This window comes from Enterococcus sp. DIV1444a (genome assembly GCF_051712125.1).
GTDB classification, from domain to species: domain Bacteria; phylum Bacillota; class Bacilli; order Lactobacillales; family Enterococcaceae; genus Enterococcus; species Enterococcus faecalis.
The window spans coordinates 2,300,408-2,320,082 of record NZ_JBIOOG010000001.1 but is presented as its reverse complement, the minus strand read 5'-3'; the positions used below and the strand labels follow the sequence as shown (position 1 = coordinate 2,320,082).

Sequence of the window (19,675 nt, the reverse complement as noted above, 5' to 3'; positions counted from 1 at the left end):
TATGTGCAAAATCGTCGAAACGATTTTTATCAGGGAACTATCAAATAGCTCGCCTGCATATGTACTTGAACCAAGTCAAGTCCGGGAATTTGGTTATGTGCTTCACTATAAATCACTATCTGTAAAGAGTATACAAGATTTCCTTTCTTTTGTGATATCAAATTTTTACAGACAAAGTAGTAAAAATTGACGTTTCTTATTTTAGCAAGGTTATAGGCTTGTTTTGGGGCTTGAAATAGCAAGAGTCGAGAGTGATTTAAGGGAAAATATTAACATATGTAGAAGTATTTTTATAAGAAATAATGAGAAAAAATCAATAGGTATGTTCTTGAAGGCTACTTTTTGACGTTTTCTGAATAAAACTTAATAAAAAAATAGCGGAAACAAAGGAAAAATGTGCTTCAGAAAAGTAATCAGTACTTAGCTAGGAAGTTAAGACCGCGCATGTTATTTTCAAACAAATAATAAGAATCCTATTTCAATCCTTTACAGAGGAACAAGGACTTCGTATAATAAAGGAACGAAAAGGAGCGAAAGTGATGAGAAACGAAATGATGCATCGACCAGTCGTTAAACCAGAATTGGTTGAGTATATGCGTACAAAACAAAAGAAACTTCCCGGAGAATTAGGTGCAGTGGAAGCGGAAGCCAATGAAGCAGGTGTGCCGATTATTCCGCACGAAACAGTAGTTTTTCTACAATTTTTGCTAGGACAACTAAAGCCAAAAAATATTTTAGAAATCGGGGCAGCCATTGGTTTTTCTTCAAGTTTAATGGCCCAATTTGTCGGTGAAGAGGGCCACGTGACCACGATTGATCGTTTTGATGTAATGATAAAAAAAGCGAAGAAAACCTACCAACGTCTAGGCTTAGAAGAAAAGGTCACTCTTTTAGAAGGACAAGCAGCTGAGATTTTACCAACGCTAGAAGGACCTTATGACTTTATTTTTATGGATAGTGCCAAATCAAAATACATTGAATTTTTACCCGAATGTTTACGACTGCTACCAGTTGGCGGCGTTTTAATGGTGGATGATGTATTTCAAGCTGGGACAATTTTAGACCCTGCTGAGGAAGTACCGAAAAAAAATCGAGCGATTCATCGTAAATTAAACCAATTTTTAGATGTAGTCATGGCTCACCCTGATTTAACTTCTACTTTAGTTCCTCTTGGTGATGGAGTTATTTTAATTACCAAAGAAAAAGAAACGATTATTTTAGATAGTTAAAGAATGTCTTCACAAAAAGAAAGCGAATCATTAAAAAGCAAGCTCTTTTAATGATTCGCTTTCTTTTTTATGTTATTTAAAAAGTTATCTCACTATTTCTAATTGAGAATGATAATCATAAAATTCTCAATAGGACAGTATTATGCGTTAATAAAACCTTGTTTGTTTATAATTATTCTATTGACGGAATAATTATAAACTGTTATCCTTAAAGAGTAAAAAAACAGAGGAGGAACGACAATGAATTTAATTAATCAAAAGCTTTTTGACTTTGAATGTGATGCCTATCACGATGGTGAGTTTACACGAGTATCAACAGAAGATGTTTTAGGAAAATGGAGTATTTTCTTCTTTTATCCAGCTGATTTTTCTTTCGTGTGTCCTACGGAATTAGGGGATATGCAAGAGCATTATGCGCACTTGCAGGAATTAAATTGTGAGGTTTACTCTGTTTCAGAAGATAGTCATTATGTGCATAAAGCATGGGCTGACGCTACAGAAACGATTGGAAAAATTAAATATCCAATGTTAGCCGATCCCAACGGTCAACTTGCTCGTTTCTTTGGCGTTTTAGATGAAGCTTCTGGAATGGCTTACCGGGCTTCATTTATTGTGAGTCCAGAAGGTGACATTAAATCTTATGAAATCAACGACATGGGGATTGGTCGTAATGCTGAAGAACTTGTTCGTAAATTAGAAGCTTCTCAATTTGTAGCAGAACATGGTGATAAAGTTTGTCCAGCCAATTGGCAACCAGGAGAAGAAACAATTGCGCCAAGCTTAGATTTAGTTGGTAAAATTTAAATTCGCTTTGTAAATAGAGGTCAAAGAGTTGGATAAAACAGAGAAAATGTTTTGTTCAGCTCTTTTTCTGAAACACAGAGAAAAGAGGAGAAGCAAGTGACAGAAGAAATCTACGATTTGATTATTATTGGTGGCGGCTCAGCTGCTTTATCTGCAGGTATCTATGCAGGTCGCGCAATGATAGATACCTTAATTATTGAAAAAGACAAAATTGGCGGACAAGTAACGACGACTTCTGAAATTGTTAACTATCCAGCGATTCGTCACACAACAGGTCCAGAACTAATGGAAGAAATGCGCATTCAAGCACAAGACTTCGGTGTAGCTTTTACAAACGACGAGATTATTGATGTTGATTTTAGTCAAACGATAAAAACTGTTCAATCAGCGAGTCAAACCTACCAAGCATATGCAGTATTGATTGCGACAGGGGCCTCTGCTCGTAAAATTGGTTTCCCTGGTGAAAGTGAATTTACAGGACGCGGCGTGGCCTATTGTTCTACTTGTGATGGGGAGTTTTTCCAAGGCCTAGATATTTTTGTGGTTGGTGGCGGGTATGCAGCAGCGGAAGAGGCCGTTTATTTGACACGTTACGGTAAATCAGTAACGATGATTATTCGAGAACCTGATTTTACATGTGCAAAATTAACTGCGGAGGCGGCCAAAAATCACCCGAAAATTAAGATTGTTTATAATACAGAAGTGAAAGAAATTACAGGAGATGATTTTGTCCGGAAAGCTGTGTTTGTCAATAACCAGACGGGAGAAGAAACGGTTTATGAAGCACCAAAAGACAGTACATTTGGTCTGTTCGTTTTTGCTGGAAATAAACCAAGTACAGAAATTTTTGAAGGAAAAATTGCCTTAGACCGTGGGTATGTGCCCACAACTGAAAATATGGAAACCAATATTCCCGGTGTTTATGCAGCAGGAGATTTACGAATAAAAGAATTACGTCAAATTGTGACGGCGGTTGCAGACGGTGCAATTGCCGCCACTCATGCGCAACGTTACGTGACAGAACAAAAAACACAGGCGGGCCAACCGATTGTAACAAAGCGAATGACCGAACGATTAGCTAATCAATCTGCCCCTGAAACAAACAGTCAGCAATCAAAAGAAAAACAACTAGCGAAAGTTACTGGCAAGCATCAGTGGTTCCCAGAAAGTATGCGCCAACAATTAAGCGGTATTTTCGCTAAACTAACCAAAAAAGTGACATTGCTTCAGTTTTTGGATGCAAGTGATGAAAAATCATTGGAACTTCAGTCATTCTTAACAGAATTTGCAAGTCTAGATCAGAAGATTACTTTAGAAACGATTTTGAAAGATACTGAGCCAGCCAAAGAATTGCTGTATGGGATTGAAAAAATGCCTAGCGTTGTACTCTTAGATGCGGCAGGAAACTATACAGGAATTAAATTTAGTGGTATTCCTAGTGGCCATGAAGTAAACTCGTTGGTTTTGGCGGTTTATAATGTCGGCAGCGAGGGGCAGCCGTTAGAAACAAGTCTCCAAAAGAACATACTTGCATTGCCAAAAAGAAAAATAGAAATCTTTGTTTCACTAACATGTCATTTCTGTCCCGATGTCGTGGCGGCTTGCCAACGTATTGCATCAATTAATCCTCATGTGGAAGCAGAAATGGTGGACATTAGTCTATTTCCAGAGTTGAAAAAAGAAAAGAAAATTATGAGCGTTCCAGCAATGCTGATTGATGGCGAACAAATGATTTTTGGTTCAAAAACAATGGCCGAAATTATTGAAGCCTTGGCTTAAAAGAGGCGGGAAAAAGTAATTAGCCCAAAGACCTAAGTCATTCAAAAAAGTGAGAAATACGTCGAGATGATGTATTTCTCACTTTTTTCGCATAGTTAGTCAAGTACCTTTTTTGATTAAGCGATTGAGTTTTCTAAAAAGAATTAAAAAGACACAACAGCAAATGAACAACAGGCTTCCTGTTAGTGGTAAAAAGACATCTTGCATGTAGCTATCGGTATGCATTAAACCAGGTACCTCGCTGAAAAAATCATGGATAAACTGTTGAATGAGCTTATTAGCTAGAAAAGCGGCTAAAGGCAAAATAAAAACCAAATAATAGATGGGTTGTAAGGCATAGCTAATTAAAATTTGTAATTTTGTCGTACCTAAAAGAGCTAAGATCAGTAAGTCGTTTTTTTGCTCTAAAAAAGTTAGGAAGAAAGCTCGGCAAATATAACTAATCAGGAAGAAAAAGAGTGTTCCAGCGCTGATTCCAGCCAAACCTCTGAAAATTTTCAAGGGAGGAATCACTGCATAATTATCAAGAAGAATCATTTGTGAAAGCCATCGAGAAAACAACAAAGTCAATAATAGAGCAGAAAAAGTCAGAAAACTAATAATAAAGATAAGAATCAACGTACTAAATTGGTTTTTTGAGCGCCACGCATTTTTGAGAGAGTCTGTGAATAAGTAAAGAATCGAATACATCATCGCGTCCTTTCTGAAAAATTTTTGGTTTAGCGGAAAAGTTATGTAAAAGAAAAGACGGTATCTCCTGCCAACTAGCCACTGAAAGAGATAACGCCTTCGCTGGAAACAAGAACTGGATTATTTCACCAATACTAATTTTTTTAAAGGTTCAACCCCAAATCGTTGTTCTTGCTGTAAAAGAATTTCGGCACAAGCTCGGCTATCTTCTAAAGCATCATGATGATTATTTAAAGTGATATTGAGGTTTTCACAAACGGTATTTAATTTATGATTAGGAAATTCAGGAAACAGTTTGCGACTCGTTTTGACTGTACATAAAGAAAGGTAATTAGGTTGTTCTAAGCCATAGTAATCTAAACAGCCAGCCAAAACGCTACAATCAAAACTTGCATTGTGAGCAACCACTAAACGATTTGGTTGAAAACAATGCTGAATTTGTTGCCATACTTCAGGGAATTTGGGCGCATTGACAACATCTGATTCATGAATGCCGTGAATTTGCGTATTCCGCCAGAAAAAAGGTGTTTCTGGTTTGATTAACGTGTAAAATTCATCCACAATCCGACTATTTTCTACTTTAACAATTGCAATGGAACAGGCACTATGTTTATCATAACTAGCCGTTTCAAAGTCAAAAGCGTAAAAGTTCATTAAAAAAACTCCTTTCAACGCGTTGAGTAACACTTAAAAATCAAGTACAACTTCCACTGGACAATGATCACTACCAAGAATATCTGTATGGATTTTAGCACTGACTAAACGTTCATTCAAGGATTCTGACACAACGAAATAGTCAATCCGCCATCCTGCGTTATTTTTTCGTGCGTTAAAGCGATAACTCCACCATGAGTAGATGCCCTCAGCTTCTGGATAAAAATAACGGAATGTATCAGTGAAGCCACTGTCTAACAACTCAGTAAATTTTTGACGTTCTTCAGGCGTGAACCCCGCGTTTTTTTGATTGGTTTTCCAATTTTTCAAATCAATTTTTTGATGGGCGACGTTTAAGTCACCGCAAAGAATTACGGGTTTTTCTTGATTTAATTCATTTAAATAGGCACGAAAAGCATCTTCCCACGTCATTCGATAGGCTAAACGTTTTAGTTCAGCTTGTGAGTTCGGTGTGTAGCAAGTGACCATGAAAAATTCTGGATATTCTAAAGTAATCACGCGGCCTTCTTGATCATGAGCCTCAATACCTAAGCCATAGCGAACACTTAATGCTTCTTCTTTAGCAAAAATTGCTGTACCAGAATAGCCTTTTTTTTCGGCATAATTCCAATACTGATGGTAGCCAGGAAGTTCTAAATCAATTTGCCCAGCTTGTAATTTTGTTTCTTGTAAACAGAAAAAATCTGCATCTAATTCATTAAAAACATCCATAAAATTCTTTTTAACAACCGCTCGTAGGCCGTTGACATTCCAAGAAATACATTTCATTGTTGAAACTCCTTTCAAATCAGAAACGCTTTTGCTCGTTTCAGTGCAAACCAGAACCAAAGAAAAGGTTGATTGGTGCTTTCTTCTATTCTAATACTTTTTAAAGAAGTTTTAAATACTTGAAAAGAAAAAGAGAAAATGACTGATTTTTGAAAAGAAGTAGTCTATGATAAAATAGTAAAAAGAGCAGAAATGAGGAAAAACGAATGAAAATTGGCGTCATTGGTTTAGGAAACATTGCACAAAAAGCGTATTTGCCAACTTATAGTGAATGCCGCCACTTGGCAGAGTTTGTATTAGCGACTAGGAACCCAGAAACACGACAAAAAATCGCTGATCAGTATGGCTTTACAGAAACAGTCGGGACCATAGAAGAATTGATTGAAGCGAAGATTGATGCTTGTTTTGTCCATGTGGCCACGAAAGTACATGGCGTAGTCGTTCGCCAATTATTACAGGCAGGTATTCACGTCTTTGTGGACAAACCTTTAAGTGAAGAGCTTGCTGAAGTCAAAGAATTACAAGCATTGGCAGCAGCAAAAAATCTGCGCCTGATGGTTGGTTTCAATCGTCGTTTTGCCCCTTATACGGAAGTATTGAAAAATATTCCTGAAAAACAAACAATTTTTATTAAAAAGAACCGCATCAATACAACGAGAGAAACAAGTTTTATGATGTATGATTTATTTTTACATGTCGTTGATACCGCAGTTTATTTAGCGGAAGGACCGCTCCACGTGGTGCAGTCAAAATTAGTGGAAGAAAACGGTCATTTAAAACGAGCAATTTTACAATTAGAAACCGAACAGACAACGATTGTTTGTTCCATGGATTTACACTCTGGGGCCAATACAGAAACTTTTGAAGTCACCAGCCCCACAGGTACTTATCGCTTGGAAAATTTAACGCATTTGATCATCCAAACAGAAGGAGAATACCAAGTAAAAGAGATGGGAGATTGGACGCCAACATTGGAAAAAAGAGGTTTTTACCAAATGGTTACTGCTTTCATCCAGGCCATTCAAAAACCGCAAGAGCAAGAGTTAAAACAAGAAAAAGTCTATGAAAGTCATGCGTTATGTGAAGAAATGCTACGCCAACAACAACGGCATGTTCTTTAAAGAGGACTAGCAACTTTCTTTCTATCATGCTAGAATAAGACAGATATTTTGAAAAGAAAGGACTAACTTTCGTGAACACTAAAGCTATGTTAGAAACATTAAACGAAATTACTTTATTAGTAGATGAACCATTAAAAAACGTAACCTTTACCAAAACAGGCGGCCCAGCCGATGTGTTGGCCTTACCCAAAACAAAAAAAGAAGTCGAAGAGATTGTGGCGTATTGCCGAGAACAGGGACTTTCATGGCTAGTATTAGGCAACGCTAGCAACTTGATTGTTCGTGATGGCGGTATTCGCGATGTCGTGATTATGCTAACAGAAATGAAAGAAATCAAAGTAGCCGGTACCACCATGATTGTGGATGCTGGTGCCAAGCTGATTGATACAACCTACGAAGCCTTAGCAGCTGATTTAACTGGTTTTGAATTTGCTTGTGGCATTCCAGGAAGTGTCGGCGGTGCTGTTTATATGAATGCTGGAGCATATGGCGGGGAAATTAAAGATGTTTTCCAGTCTGCAGAAGTGCTGTTGGCAGATGGGACTATCCAAACAATGACGAAAGAAGACCTGAATTTCCGTTATCGTCATAGTGAAATTCAAGAATTACATTGTATTGTCTTGCAAGCAACGTTTGCTTTAGAAAAAGGGAATCATGCAGAGATTAAAGCCCGAATGGATGAATTAACGGAACTTCGTGAACTGAAGCAACCGCTAGAGTATCCCTCTTGTGGCAGTGTCTTTAAACGCCCTGTTGGTCATTTTACAGGGAAATTAATCCAAGATGCTGGCTTACAAGGTTTAAAATGGGGCGGTGCTCAAATTTCCGAAAAGCATGCGGGATTTATTGTTAACATCGATCATGCAACTGCAACAGATTATGTGGAACTAATTGCACATATCCAAGAAGTGATTAAAGAAAAATTTGATGTTGAATTGCAAACGGAAGTTCGAATTATTGGTGAAGAAGTCTAAAAAAACAAGCTAGGGCGGTAAGCCATTTTGACTTACCGCCCTAGCTTTAAATTCTAAGCTAAAGGTCGTAAATTTTACTCGTCTCCTAAATTTTCCAATTCTACAACTTTAAAGTTTTTCCGCTCTAAATGTTCTACAATGGCTGTACACGTTTCGGCAGTTGTGCCGGCTGGTAAAGTAATAAGTGTGCGACGAACAAATTCTTCACTATCAACATCCAATGTAATACAGCTGGCGATGCTGCTATATTTGGCAATGATTTTTGAAATGGCGGCTAAGTCGCCTTGTTGACCAACTGAAGCAATCGTTAAAACATAGCTCCCTTGTTTTACATTCCAAGATTGCGCTAAAATATTTAATAAGGTGCTGTGTGTTAAAATGCCGTAAAAATAATTATTTTCATCTAAAACAGCAATGTAAGGCAGTTCTTTAATAGTAAAAAATACCTTGAAAAATGAAGTGTTGACATAAATAAATTTTGTGGCATTTTTTAACAAATAGGTAACAGGTAAACTCATATCGCCACCGTTTGCTTTATGGCGGTAAATATGCATTTTATAAATATTTCCTCGGAAAATTTTTCCAGATTCGTCTAAAATTGGGACACAACGGTAACCTGAGTCTTCTAAAATAGAAAGAGCTTCTTCTAAAGTACAAGATTCATTGACGGTTGTTAAATTATCTTTTTTAATAACTACAGATTTTAATAACATAAACAGGCCTCCTAAGGGTTCATTTTTAATAAATTTATCATATCATAACTTGGCAGAAAACAATAGCTGAGACCTCATAATAAAAGCAATTTTGTTAAAATAAATAGAAAATAAAGAAAAATCAGATATTTTTCAAAAGAAATCAAGCACGTATTTGCGATAATGGTAAAAAATTACGTAAGAATCGGCACGACGCTTCTTTGAAAAGTAAATTAAACTTTGACAACTTTTTCGAATAATGGTACTGTTAAGAAGTAAATTTGTGAATAGAGGAGGTCGAAGAACATGGCAACAAAGAAAGCAGCTCTTGCTTGTTCCGTTTGTGGCTCTCGCAACTATTCTAAATCCGTTAGTGAAGGTAAACGTGGCGAACGCTTAGAAATCAATAAATTCTGTAAATATTGTAATCAATACACGTTACATAAAGAAACGAAATAGATTTAGAGGAGGGTATCAACATGAAATTTTTCCGCAGCGTTGCTGATGAGATGAAACAAGTAACTTGGCCAACAAAAAAACAATTGCGTAAAGATACATTAGTTGTAATTGAAACATCTATTTTATTTGCAGCATTGTTCTTTATCATGGATACTGTTATCCAAACGGCATTTGGCTGGATTTTAAAATAATTAATTCTAGTATTTCCCGACGAGGGGTGCTATAATAGTATTCGAGAAAAAGCTTCGGGAAACTGAGCTTTTTTTATTTGCTCGAAAAAAAATAAACTAAAACATTTAAAGGAGCCGAATCAGTAATGGAAACTTTTGAAAGAAATTGGTACGTATTGCACACCTATTCAGGCTATGAAAATAAAGTAAAAGCAAACATTGAATCACGTGCACAAAGCATGGGTATGGGCGATTATATTTTTCGTGTCGTTGTACCAGAAGAAACAGAAAAAGAAGTCAAAAATGGTAAAGAAAAAGAAATCGTTCATAAAACTTTCCCTGGTTATGTGTTAGTGGAAATGATTATGACCGATGATTCTTGGTATATTGTTCGTAATACGCCAGGCGTCACTGGGTTTGTAGGCTCACATGGTGCTGGTAGTAAACCCGCTCCTTTATTACAAGAAGAAATTAACCACATTTTACGTTCAATTGGCATGAGCACCCGTCAAACAGACTTAGAAGTAGCGCTAGGCGATACAGTGAAAATTATCGAAGGTGCCTTTTCTGGTCTTGAAGGTGTTGTGACAGAAATCGATGAAGAAAAACAAAAATTAAAAGTAAACATCGATATGTTTGGTCGCGAAACAAGTACAGAATTAGACTTTGAACAAGTCGATAATATTGATTAATAAACAAGCTGACAAACTATTGCTCAGCTGATTGATGCAGATTGTAGGGTCTGGAAAAGCAGTCAACTGACTTCTTTTCCAAGCCCTTTTTTAGTTCATCGCAGAAAGGAATGAAAAAAATGAAACAGGCCAAAAAATATCGTTATTTTTCTTTGCTAATGGGTCTTGTTCTATTATTAAGTGCTTGCCAAATTGGGGCAAGCACGAAGAATGACAATCAAGCCGCCACAAAAGAAGCAACCGTTGAATTAAACCGCACAACAACACCAACGCTCTTTTTTCATGGTTACGCAGGAACTAAAAATTCGTTTGGCTCGTTACTTCATCGCTTGGAGAAACAAGGTGCTACAACTCAAGAATTAGTGCTACTCGTTAAACCTGATGGGACTGTGGTTAAAGAGCGAGGAGCTTTAAGTGGCAAAGCGACGAATCCCAGTGTTCAAGTTCTATTTGAAGATAATAAAAACAATGAATGGAATCAAACAGAATGGATAAAAAACACATTGCTCTATTTACAAAAAAATTATCAAGTGAACAAAGCCAATATTGTCGGGCACTCTATGGGTGGTGTTAGTGGTTTACGTTATTTAGGAACCTACGGGCAAGATGTATCGTTGCCTAAAATTGAAAAATTTGTCAGCATTGGAGCACCTTTCAATGATTTTATTGATACGAGTCAACAGCAAACCATCGAAACGGAACTAGAAAATGGCCCCACAGAAAAAAGTAGCCGCTATTTGGATTATCAAGAGATGATCAATGTTGTTCCAGAAAAACTGCCCATTTTATTAATTGGTGGTCAATTAAGTGCAACAGATTTAAGTGATGGAACGGTGCCGTTATCTAGTGCCTTAGCAGTCAACGCCTTGCTAAGGCAACAGGGAGCTCAAGTCACTAGTAAGATTATTAAAGGAGAAAATGCACAACATAGTCAATTACATGAAAATCCTGAAGTAGATCAATTGCTAATAGAATTTTTATGGCCGAGTAATAAATAGCAAAAAGGCACATGTTCCATAAAAAATGGAACATGTGCCTTTTTCTATACTTTGGCTAGCGAAATAGCTTTTTTCAGCTATAATAAATAAAATTATTTATTTTTAGGAGATATTGGAATGTAATCCTCATGATTTAAATAAGCAGAAATCAAGGCTTCAAAGGTGATTAATGTTTGGCCAAAAAACATTTGTGGCTGAGCGACACTTGTTGAAAACGGGCTGTAAGAGTCAGTTGAAAAAACGAGGTCTGCCAGTCGACCAAGGGTTGAATTTTTGGCGCCAACAAAAGAAATGATAGGATGTTTCTTCTCTTTCGCAAGCAGAGCTGTTTCTTTTAAATATTTTTCTTCACCAGAATGTGAAAGGATGATAAAAAGAAAATTCTGATTATTTTGACTATTTATCGAATGAGTATGGGCTGTTGTGATACTGGGAATGCCATGGAAATTGAAAACTTCACTAATGTAAGCCGCCAAATGTCGTGAAAAGTCATGACCTAAAATAACAAATAAATGACTCTTGTGTTTGGCAAGCAGTCGACAAAACTCATTGGTTGTTTCAAATGAAGGGGCTGTTTCAAAAGGGATTGGCAGAGAAAAATGGGCTTCTTTTAATTTGTAAATAAGTTCATTATAACCTGATAAATTTAATTTTTTGGCTAAACGAATGATGGAACTAGGCGAAGAAAAGCAGTGCTTGGCAACTTCTCGAATACTCAAATCGGCTGCGTTCGTACTTTGTTGATCCAAATAATACAAAATCTGACTTTCTGTTTTCGTTAAATGGTACGTTTCTTTTAAGTAATCTAAGTTCATGAGCAAACCTCCTTTATCAGATTATAAATAATTTTGTGGGAAAAAGGTATCAAAAAATAAAAAAATGAGGTGTTTTTATGAAAAGGGCAACAAAGCAAAGGCTGTCTTTGGCAGCAATCATGGTTCTACTTCTCTCGGGCTGTGGAAGTGTTGGGAAAGAAACCAAAAAGCAAGAACAACAAGTATTACGGGTCGGGATTGATTCGGAATTATCAACGGCAGACGTGTCGTTGGCAATGGATAATACAGCAGCAGATGTAATGAGTCAAGTAGGGGAGGGACTTTTTTCCTTTGACGAAAAAGGAGAAGCTAAACCAGCATTGGCAACTGAAAAAGTACAGCCCTCCGATGATGGTTTAAGCTATACTTTTACGATTCGAAAAGATGCAAAATGGAGTAACGGCGAGCCAATCACAGCAAATGATTTTGAATACTCTTGGAAGCGCACAGTGGACCCCAAAACAGCTTCCCCGCAAGCGTATTATTTTGAAGGTCTAAAAAATTATCGTGCTATTGTTGACGGTGGCAAATCTAAAGAAGAGTTAGGGGTAACAGCCATTGATGACCATACCTTGGAAGTAGAGCTGAGCTATCCTATGAGTTATTTTCAACAATTATTGGCGGTACCAGCTTTTTATCCTTTAAATGAAACATTTGTCGAAAAAACGGGCAAAAACTATGGTACATCAGCTGAGTCAACACTTTACAATGGCGCCTTCACATTAGAAGGCTGGGATGGTACGAATAATACTTGGTCCTATGTGAAGAATAAAAATTATTGGGATCAAGCGAATGTTTCGCTGGATAAGGTGGATGTCCAAGTAGTCAAAGAAGTCAATACTGGGAAAAATCTTTTTGAAGGGAAAGAATTAGATGTTGTAAAAATTTCTGGAGAAATTGTTGCACAAGAACAAGGCAATGCAGCCTTGAAAATTCGTGAAATTCCTGGAACTTATTATATCCAATTAAATACGCAAAAAGATCTTTTGGCAAATAAGAATGCACGTCGAGCGATAGCATTATCATTGAATTCTGAACGTTTAGCTAAAAATGTTTTAAATGATGGCTCAAAAAAAGCACTTGGCTTCGTGCCAACAGGTTTCACTAATCAAGAAACGCAAAAAGATTTTGCTGAGGAATTAGGAGATTTAAATCCTAGTGAACCTGAAAAAGCGAAAGAGTTATGGCAAACGGCTAAAAAAGAATTAGGAATTGAAAAAGCGGAGCTAACCATTTTAAGTTCGGATACAGAAAATGCAAAAAAAATCAGTGAGTATGTTCAAGGAGCTTTAGCAGATAATTTAGAAAATTTAACAGTCAACGTTTCACCAGTTCCTTTTAATAATCGTTTAGAAAAAAGTCGTAGCGGAGATTTCGACATTGTGGTTGGGGGCTGGACGCCAGTGTATGCTGATCCAATCGATTTCTTAAACTTACTGCAATCAAAAAATTCCAATAATTTTGGTAAATGGTCTAATAAGACCTTTGATCAGTTGCTTCAAGAAGCAAACGTAACTTATGCAAATAAATATGCAGAACGTTGGAAAACATTACAAAAAGCGGCTCAATTGGTTGCGGAAGAAGCACCCCTAGTTCCTCTTTATCAATTAACAGAAGCACGCTTAGTTGACGATTCTGTCCAAAATTTAGTCTATGGTCCATTAGGTTCAGGCTATTACAAATCAGTCTCTATCAGTGACAAGTAAAGGTTGGGAAAAAATGAAAAAAAGTCAAGCTGTTCAATTAATTCAGGAACTTTCAAATGCTAATGGTGTTTCAGGTTTTGAAACAGAAGTCGTTAGAATCCTTCAACACGCAACTGCGGATTTTACTATTCAACGGCTAGATGCCATTAAAAATTTATATCTTGAGAAGAAAAATAATCTAAGTGAAGGTCCAGTAGTGCTTTTTGATGCTCATAGTGACGAAGTGGGTTTTATGATTCAAGCAATTAAAGAAAACGGTTTGTTGCGTTTTCTTCCGTTAGGTGGTTGGGTCCCAAATACGATTTCTGCACAAAAAGTTCGGATTCGTAACCGGGAAGGCACCTATCTGCCAGGCGTAGTTACTAGTCGGCCTCCTCATTTTATGACACCAGAGGAACGTCAGCGGCCATTAACCATTGCTGATTTGACGATCGACATTGGCGCTACCTCAAAAGAAGAAGTAATTGAGACTTACAAAATCGATCTTGGTGCACCGGTCATTCCAGATGTGACGTGCTGTTATAACGAACAGACAAATCTTTTTTTAGGAAAAGCTTTTGATTGTCGTATTGGCTGTGCTTGCTTAGTGGATGTCATGGAGGAGTTGAAAGAAGAGACACTTCCATTTAAGTTAGTTGCGACAGTAACTGCACAAGAAGAAGTTGGCGAAAGAGGGGCACTTATTGCCGCAAAACAAGTCAATCCTGATTTAGCTATTGTTTTCGAAGGCTGCCCGGCTGATGATACGGCAGAAACGCCAGAGATGATTCAGTCCGCAATGGGAAAAGGGCCGATGTTACGTTATTTTGATGTTTCTATGATTACGAATCCGGAATTTCAAGAGTATGCACTAGAGATTGCTAAAATACACAAAATTCCTGTTCAAGTTTCTGTTCGAAGTGGTGGTGGAACCAATGGTATGGCGATTACACAAGTTCAAGGAGCCCCGACGATTGTTGTAGGAATTCCTGTCCGTTACGCTCACACACCCCATTGCTATGTGGACTTTCAAGATTACCAAGCGGCGAAAGAATTAGTCATTCAATTAATCAAAAATTTAGATGCTGACAAAATTCAAGCACTGGTTCAGCCATTGTCAAAGGAGTGGAACAAATGAAAATTTATGTGTCATGCGATATTGAAGGATTAGCAGGTATTGCGACATTTGATATGGAAAAAGAAGACACCGTTTTATTCCGAGAATTATATCACCAACATGTGGCTTGGTTGATTGAAGGGATTCAAAAGAGTGCCAAAAATGAACAAATTACAGAAATTACTATTGCCGATTCGCATAGCCGTGGATTGAATTTAGCTTATGCGCGCTTGGCAGAAATGGATGAACGAATTTCCTTAGTGAGTGGCTTTCCTCGCATGGATTATATGATGAGTGGCTTGGATAGTAGCTATGATGTGGTCTTTTTCTTAGGTTATCATGCCGGTATTGGTAAACAAAAAGGGAATATGGATCATGGGTATAGCGCTAGTGTTGCTTATGATTTAAAAATAAACGAATTAGCGATGAATGAAACGACAATTAATGCAGCTTATGCTAGCGAATTAGGTGTCCCTGTTGGTTTAATTATCGGTGAATCAGGCTTAGAGGAACAACTTTTTCAAGAAAAAATGATGCCCGAAGTTCCCTTTGTTTCCACCAAAGAATCTCTGGGACGTTATGCAATCAAAAATAGACCCATGCAACAAGTTCGGGAAGCTATCGTAGCAACTACAAGTCAGGTGTTAACTTCCTTTGCGTTGTCTGAATTACCCCGATATGCCTTGCAAACACCTGCAACTGTAAAATTGCAATGTGTGACGACAGCACAAGCAGATCGCATTGAAATGTTACCAATGATTAAACGCATTGATGGTAGAACTGTTTCATTTGTAGGTGAAACGATGAAAGATGTCATGAATGGAATTGTCGCTGTGGTCGGTTTAGGCGGAACAAGTTATTAAAGTAAGAAGCTTACGGAAAAAACGAATGGACGTTTTTTTCTGTAAGCTTCTTGCTATAGTTATTTCTATTTTTGTTTCTCTAGAATTTCTTTGCTTAAACGTTGTGCAGTTGGTGTCACCGCAAGACCGCCTTCTGCTGTTTCTTTAAAAATTTGTGGCATTTGGCGACCCACTTGGTACATTGCGTGGATGACTTCATCTGGTGGAATGACACTTCGAATCCCCGCTAAAGCCATGTCAGCTGAGATGAAGGCTTGAGAAGAACCTAAGGCATTTCGCTTCACGCAAGGGACTTCAACAAGTCCCGCAACAGGATCACAAATGAGGCCCATCATATTTTTTATCGTAATGGCCACAGCTTGAGCAGATTGATCAGGCGTACCGCCAGAAGCCGCAACTAAAGCGGCACTAGCCATTGCACTAGCAGAACCGACTTCGGCTTGACAACCACCTTCGGCACCACTGATTGAGGCATTATTGGCAATCACTAAGCCAAAAGCCCCAGCTGTAAATAGAAAATCCAATTGTTGCTGATGCGTTAACTTTAAGCGATCGATAACTGCCAACAAGACACCAGAAACTACTCCGGCACTGCCTGCGGTTGGTGTAGCACAAATCAAGCCCATTTTCGCATTAACTTCATTAACAGCAATCGCATTTCGCACGGCTTGTAAAATGGTCTCACCGCTTAAAAAGTTGCCTGAATGTATGTAATCATTTAAGCGAGTTGCATCGCCACCAGTTAGCCCTGTTACTGAGGTAACACCAGCGATTCCTTCAGCAACAGATTGTTTCATAACGGCTAGATTTTTTTCCATTGTTTCAATAATTCGTTCACGAGAATATCCGCCATGAGCCATTTCTGTTGCAATCATTAATTCGCTCACAGAAGGGTACTCTTTCGCTTGAGCTACCAAATCTTCAATTGAATAAAACATCGTATTACTCCTTTACGTTCATTTAGTCAAAATAGTTAACGCTATATATATGAGGGATTTCAGCTAATTGCATGACAATATCACCAACTTCGGCTTGATCAACTTCAATAATCATGATCGCTTTTTCCCCTTTAGATTCTCGGGTAACGGTCATTGTACTAATATTGATATCGCTAGCTGAAAGGATGTTGGTCACCTTAGCAATCATGCCAGGAACATCTTGATGGACAACGATAAATGTTGGCGTGCCCATACTTAAAGACAATTTGAAGCCATTTAATTCAGAAATTTGAATGTTTCCACCACCAATTGAAATTCCTGTCACAGATAGTTTTCGGTCGCCAGAAGAAACCACAATTTTAACGGAATTAGGGTGGTCTGCTTTTTCACTTTTAGGAATAAAACAAACTTCCATTCCTTGTTCATAAGCAATTTCCAAAGAATTGGCCAGTTGCTCATCATCTGGTTCCATGCCTAAAAGGCCGCCAACTAAGGCGATATCTGTTCCGTGACCACGATAAGTTTTGGCAAAAGACTCATATAAATAAATGTCAACGCTATCAGGTTGCTGTCCAAAAATACTCCGAACCACTTTTCCAATTCTTGCCGCTCCAGCTGTATGAGAACTGCTTGGACCAATCATAACGGGTCCGATAATATCAAAAACACTATTAAAGCGTAACTCTTCCATTTCAGCACCTTCTTCATTAGAATATGTTTTCATTGGAAGTCTAACACAAAAAATGGCGGGCAACTAGGCAATCGCTTGTGTTTTAGCGAATAATTTAAATTTTTATTAGAATGAGAGCAAGGGGCCTTCGTTGACAAATCAGTGAAGAGATGCTAAATTCTAGATAATAAAAGACGAAAAGAGGGATTCGTGCGTTGAAAATTTAAGTTAATTTTTTAGAGAAACTGTATAACTTTGCCTGAATATAACAGGTGGAGTGTGCGGATTTTCGGAAATTAGCTTAAAGAATTCAGCCACGGGTCTTTTTGTATACCTTGGATTGATGCCGCTGATTTCCGTAAAGCTGCATCAATTTTGCTTTATGGAGGTATATTTATGTCGAAAATTGAACTAAAACAACTATCTTTTGCCTATGATAATCAAGAAGTATTGCTTTTTGATCAGGCAAATATCACGATGGATACCAATTGGAAATTAGGATTGATTGGCCGCAATGGCCGTGGGAAAACCACCTTATTAAGATTGTTACAAAAGCAGTTGGATTACCAAGGAGAGATTCTTCATCAAGTCGATTTCGTCTATTTTCCACAAACAGTTGCGGAAGAACAACAGCTGACTTATTATGTCTTACAAGAGGTGACTTCTTTTGAACAGTGGGAATTAGAACGAGAATTAACGCTTTTAAACGTTGATCCTGAAGTTTTATGGCGGCCCTTTTCTTCTTTATCAGGCGGCGAAAAGACGAAAGTTTTATTAGGACTTCTTTTTATTGAAAAAAATGCCTTTCCTTTAATTGATGAGCCAACAAATCATTTAGATCTAGCTGGCAGACAACAAGTGGCTGAATATTTGAAGAAAAAGAAACACGGGTTTATTTTAGTCAGCCACGATCGGGCCTTTGTTGATGAAGTGGTTGATCATATTTTGGCGATTGAAAAAAGTCAATTGACACTGTATCAAGGGAATTTTTCTCTTTATGAAGAGCAAAAAAAATTAAGAGATGCTTTTGAACTGGCAGAAAATGAAAAAATCAAAAAAGAAGTCAATCGCTTGAAAGAAACCGCTCGTAAAAAAGCGGAATGGTCGCTGAACCGTGAAGGTGATAAGTATGGCAACGCTAAAGAAAAAGGGAGCGGGGCGATTTTTGATACAGGGGCCATTGGTGCCCGGGCAGCGCGCGTAATGAAGCGCTCGAAACACATTCAACAACGCGCCGAAACACAATTAGCAGAAAAAGAAAAACTATTAAAAGATCTTGAGTATATTGATCCTTTGTCAATGGATTATCAGCCAACGCATCACAAAACATTATTGACGGTTGAAGAGCTTCGTCTGGGCTACGAGAAAAATTGGCTATTTGCGCCAATTTCTTTTTCAATAAACGCGGGAGAAATTGTCGGAATAACAGGAAAAAATGGCTCAGGGAAATCGAGCTTGATTCAGTATTTATTGAGGAAATTTTCTGGGGATTCAGAAGGCGAAGCCACTTTGGCTCACCAATTAACCATTTCTTATGTGCGCCAAGATTATGAAGACAATCAAGGAACTTTATCCGAATTTGCAGAGAAAAACCAGTTAGATTACACCCAATTTTTAAATAACTTACGAAAACTTGGGATGGAGCGCGCCGTTTTCACTAATCGAATTGAACAAATGAGTATGGGGCAACGGAAAAAAGTCGAAGTAGCCAAATCATTGTCGCAATCAGCGGAACTTTATATTTGGGATGAACCCCTTAATTACTTGGATGTGTTTAATCATCAACAATTAGAAGCGCTAATCTTATCTGTGAAGCCTGCAATGCTAGTGATTGAGCATGATGCGCACTTCATGAAGAAAATAACAGATAAAAAAATTGCCTTGAAATCATAAAAACATCTTGAAAAAGTAAAGGGAATCCTGTATAGTAATAGGGTATGTTTTAAATGTACGTTGAGTGGGAGGGGAAATCTCAACCCCATTAACCACGCACGAGAACTTAAGGAGGTATTTTCGTGGCTAAAAAAGTAGAAAAAATCGTTAAATTACAAATTCCTGCGGGGAAAGCAACACCAGCTCCACCAGTAGGTCCAGCGTTAGGTCAAGCAGGTATCAACATCATGGGATTCACTAAAGAATTCAATGCTCGTACAGCTGACCAAGCAGGCTTGATTATTCCAGTAGTAATCTCTGTATATGAAGATCGTTCATTTACATTCATTACTAAAACACCACCTGCTGCAGTCTTATTGAAAAAAGCTGCAAAAATCGAAAAAGGTTCAGGTGAACCAAACAAAACTAAAGTTGCAACTGTTTCAAGCGATCAAGTGAAAGAAATCGCTGAACTTAAAATGGCAGACCTAAACGCCGCTGACGTTGAAGCAGCAATGCGCATGGTTGCAGGAACTGCACGAAGCATGGGTATCATCGTAGAATAATTTTTATTCCACACTTACTCAAAGAAGTAGCTTCTCAGTTCGTTTCATATTTAAAGATATGAAAGACGTGGGAGGTACAACCGTTATAACCACAATCA

General features: G+C 37.8%; 21 protein-coding genes. 14 read left to right on the top strand and 7 right to left on the bottom strand.

Going from position 1 to position 19,675, the window contains the following annotated elements; genetic code table 11:
• Positions 1 to 539 precede the first annotated feature (539 nt).
• The 3 genes from IGI87_RS11155 (at position 540) to IGI87_RS11145 (ending at position 3,812) form a co-directional block, all read left to right on the top strand.
• Positions 540 to 1,229, top strand: coding sequence for an O-methyltransferase (locus tag IGI87_RS11155; RefSeq protein ID WP_280211027.1), 690 nt, complete (start codon positions 540 to 542; stop codon positions 1,227 to 1,229).
• A gap of 240 nt (positions 1,230 to 1,469) precedes the next feature.
• Positions 1,470 to 2,033, top strand: a complete 564-nt coding sequence (gene ahpC, locus IGI87_RS11150; RefSeq protein WP_104855189.1) for an alkyl hydroperoxide reductase subunit C — start codon at positions 1,470 to 1,472, stop codon at positions 2,031 to 2,033.
• 96 nt (positions 2,034 to 2,129) lie between these two features.
• Entirely contained in the window at positions 2,130 to 3,812 is a 1,683-nt protein-coding gene (locus tag IGI87_RS11145; RefSeq protein WP_438737044.1) for an FAD-dependent oxidoreductase, read from the top strand.
• 99 nt (positions 3,813 to 3,911) lie between these two features.
• Here IGI87_RS11145 and IGI87_RS11140 read toward each other — a convergent pair whose 3' ends face one another.
• The 3 genes from IGI87_RS11140 to IGI87_RS11130 form a co-directional block, all read right to left on the bottom strand.
• Entirely contained in the window at positions 3,912 to 4,502 is a 591-nt protein-coding gene (locus IGI87_RS11140) for a hypothetical protein (RefSeq protein ID WP_438737432.1), read from the bottom strand.
• Positions 4,503 to 4,622: 120 nt separating this feature from the next.
• Entirely contained in the window at positions 4,623 to 5,156 is a 534-nt protein-coding gene (locus IGI87_RS11135) for a 3'-5' exonuclease (RefSeq protein WP_002356400.1), read from the bottom strand.
• 33 nt (positions 5,157 to 5,189) lie between these two features.
• On the bottom strand, positions 5,190 to 5,945 hold the full coding sequence (locus IGI87_RS11130) for an exodeoxyribonuclease III (protein WP_002367205.1): 756 nt from the start codon (positions 5,943 to 5,945) through the stop codon (positions 5,190 to 5,192).
• Positions 5,946 to 6,151: 206 nt separating this feature from the next.
• On the opposite strand from IGI87_RS11130, the gene IGI87_RS11125 reads away from it, so the two are divergent.
• Together IGI87_RS11125 and murB are read left to right on the top strand one after the other, a co-directional pair.
• Entirely contained in the window at positions 6,152 to 7,066 is a 915-nt protein-coding gene (locus tag IGI87_RS11125) for a Gfo/Idh/MocA family protein (protein ID WP_431448971.1), read from the top strand.
• Positions 7,067 to 7,152: 86 nt separating this feature from the next.
• On the top strand, positions 7,153 to 8,040 hold the full coding sequence (gene murB, locus IGI87_RS11120; protein WP_225589862.1) for a UDP-N-acetylmuramate dehydrogenase: 888 nt from the start codon (positions 7,153 to 7,155) through the stop codon (positions 8,038 to 8,040).
• Between the two features lie 74 nt (positions 8,041 to 8,114).
• Here murB and cbpA read toward each other — a convergent pair whose 3' ends face one another.
• Complete coding sequence (gene cbpA, locus IGI87_RS11115) at positions 8,115 to 8,753, bottom strand: cyclic di-AMP binding protein CbpA (RefSeq protein WP_104855195.1); 639 nt, start codon at positions 8,751 to 8,753, stop codon at positions 8,115 to 8,117.
• 285 nt (positions 8,754 to 9,038) lie between these two features.
• On the opposite strand from cbpA, the gene rpmG reads away from it, so the two are divergent.
• The 4 genes from rpmG (at position 9,039) to IGI87_RS11095 (ending at position 11,051) form a co-directional block, all read left to right on the top strand.
• On the top strand, positions 9,039 to 9,191 hold the full coding sequence (rpmG, locus tag IGI87_RS11110) for a 50S ribosomal protein L33 (RefSeq protein WP_002356408.1): 153 nt from the start codon (positions 9,039 to 9,041) through the stop codon (positions 9,189 to 9,191).
• A gap of 20 nt (positions 9,192 to 9,211) precedes the next feature.
• Positions 9,212 to 9,382: a preprotein translocase subunit SecE gene (gene secE / locus IGI87_RS11105; RefSeq protein ID WP_002356409.1), complete on the top strand. Its 171-nt coding sequence runs from the start codon at positions 9,212 to 9,214 to the stop codon at positions 9,380 to 9,382.
• A gap of 125 nt (positions 9,383 to 9,507) precedes the next feature.
• Positions 9,508 to 10,053: a transcription termination/antitermination protein NusG gene (nusG, locus tag IGI87_RS11100; protein WP_104855196.1), complete on the top strand. Its 546-nt coding sequence runs from the start codon at positions 9,508 to 9,510 to the stop codon at positions 10,051 to 10,053.
• A 110-nt stretch (positions 10,054 to 10,163) separates the two neighbouring features.
• The gene (locus IGI87_RS11095) at positions 10,164 to 11,051 is read left to right on the top strand and encodes an alpha/beta hydrolase (protein ID WP_438737041.1); all 888 of its coding nucleotides are present in this window, start codon (positions 10,164 to 10,166) and stop codon (positions 11,049 to 11,051) included.
• Between the two features lie 92 nt (positions 11,052 to 11,143).
• Here IGI87_RS11095 and IGI87_RS11090 read toward each other — a convergent pair whose 3' ends face one another.
• Entirely contained in the window at positions 11,144 to 11,866 is a 723-nt protein-coding gene (locus IGI87_RS11090) for a MurR/RpiR family transcriptional regulator (protein WP_438737039.1), read from the bottom strand.
• Between the two features lie 77 nt (positions 11,867 to 11,943).
• Here IGI87_RS11090 and IGI87_RS11085 point away from each other — a divergent pair, with 77 nt between their 5' ends.
• Genes IGI87_RS11085 through IGI87_RS11075 form a run of 3 tightly spaced genes read left to right on the top strand, consistent with a single transcriptional unit; the run spans position 11,944 to position 15,531 of the window.
• Entirely contained in the window at positions 11,944 to 13,572 is a 1,629-nt protein-coding gene (locus IGI87_RS11085; protein ID WP_438737037.1) for a peptide ABC transporter substrate-binding protein, read from the top strand.
• 13 nt (positions 13,573 to 13,585) lie between these two features.
• Entirely contained in the window at positions 13,586 to 14,689 is a 1,104-nt protein-coding gene (locus IGI87_RS11080) for a M42 family metallopeptidase (protein WP_438737035.1), read from the top strand.
• Entirely contained in the window at positions 14,686 to 15,531 is an 846-nt protein-coding gene (locus IGI87_RS11075) for a M55 family metallopeptidase (protein ID WP_002419265.1), read from the top strand. Before IGI87_RS11080 ends, IGI87_RS11075 begins: the two co-directional genes overlap by 4 nt.
• A 65-nt stretch (positions 15,532 to 15,596) precedes the next feature.
• On the opposite strand, the gene sdaAA is transcribed toward IGI87_RS11075, so the two are convergent.
• Both sdaAA and sdaAB read right to left on the bottom strand, forming a co-directional pair.
• Complete coding sequence (gene sdaAA, locus IGI87_RS11070; protein WP_002367199.1) at positions 15,597 to 16,469, bottom strand: L-serine ammonia-lyase, iron-sulfur-dependent, subunit alpha; 873 nt, start codon at positions 16,467 to 16,469, stop codon at positions 15,597 to 15,599.
• 22 nt (positions 16,470 to 16,491) lie between these two features.
• Complete coding sequence (gene sdaAB, locus IGI87_RS11065) at positions 16,492 to 17,160, bottom strand: L-serine ammonia-lyase, iron-sulfur-dependent subunit beta (RefSeq protein WP_002414070.1); 669 nt, start codon at positions 17,158 to 17,160, stop codon at positions 16,492 to 16,494.
• 375 nt (positions 17,161 to 17,535) lie between these two features.
• On the opposite strand from sdaAB, the gene lsa(A) reads away from it, so the two are divergent.
• Together lsa(A) and rplK are read left to right on the top strand one after the other, a co-directional pair.
• Positions 17,536 to 19,032 carry an ABC-F type ribosomal protection protein Lsa(A) gene (lsa(A), locus tag IGI87_RS11060; RefSeq protein WP_438737033.1) on the top strand — a complete coding sequence of 499 codons (1,497 nt, stop codon included), beginning with the start codon at positions 17,536 to 17,538 and terminating at the stop codon, positions 19,030 to 19,032.
• A gap of 122 nt (positions 19,033 to 19,154) precedes the next feature.
• Positions 19,155 to 19,577: a 50S ribosomal protein L11 gene (gene rplK, locus IGI87_RS11055; RefSeq protein WP_002356424.1), complete on the top strand. Its 423-nt coding sequence runs from the start codon at positions 19,155 to 19,157 to the stop codon at positions 19,575 to 19,577.
• The last annotated feature ends 98 nt before the right edge of the window (positions 19,578 to 19,675 follow it).